Consider the following 469-nt stretch of genomic DNA (forward strand, 5'->3'; position numbering starts at 1 on the left):
AAGCCCTAACTCTTCCCCTTAACCTTCCAGCACCGGGCAGGTGTCAGCCCCTATACTTCGCCTTTCGGCTTCGCAGAGACCTGTGTTTTTGCTAAACAGTCGCTTGGGCCTATTCACTGCGGCTCTACTTGAGTAGAGCACCCCTTCTCCCTAAGTTACGGGGTCATTTTGCCGAGTTCCTTAACGAGAGTTCTCCCGCTCACCTTAGGATTCTCTCCTCGCCTACCTGTGTCGGTTTGCGGTACGGGCACCTGTGACCTTGCTAGGGGCTTTTCTCGGCAGTGTGAAATCAGGAACTTCGGCCAGAAGGCCTCCCCATCACAGCTTGAAATTGCCAGGCGGATTTGCCTACCTGACTTTCTCACTGCTTGGGCGCACACATCCATCCGTGCGCATTCCTTATCCTACTGCGTCCCCCCATCGCTCAAACGGTCACGAGGTGGTACAGGAATATCTGCCTGTTGTCCAT

1 rRNA gene is annotated in these 469 nt (G+C 54.6%); it reads right to left on the minus strand.

Annotated elements, in window-relative coordinates:
• Positions 1–469, minus strand: a 23S ribosomal RNA gene (locus tag A9178_RS18450); the annotation flags it as partial.

Source organism: Oceanobacillus sp. Castelsardo, from assembly GCF_001659985.1.
Lineage (GTDB): Bacteria > Bacillota > Bacilli > Bacillales > Amphibacillaceae > Oceanobacillus.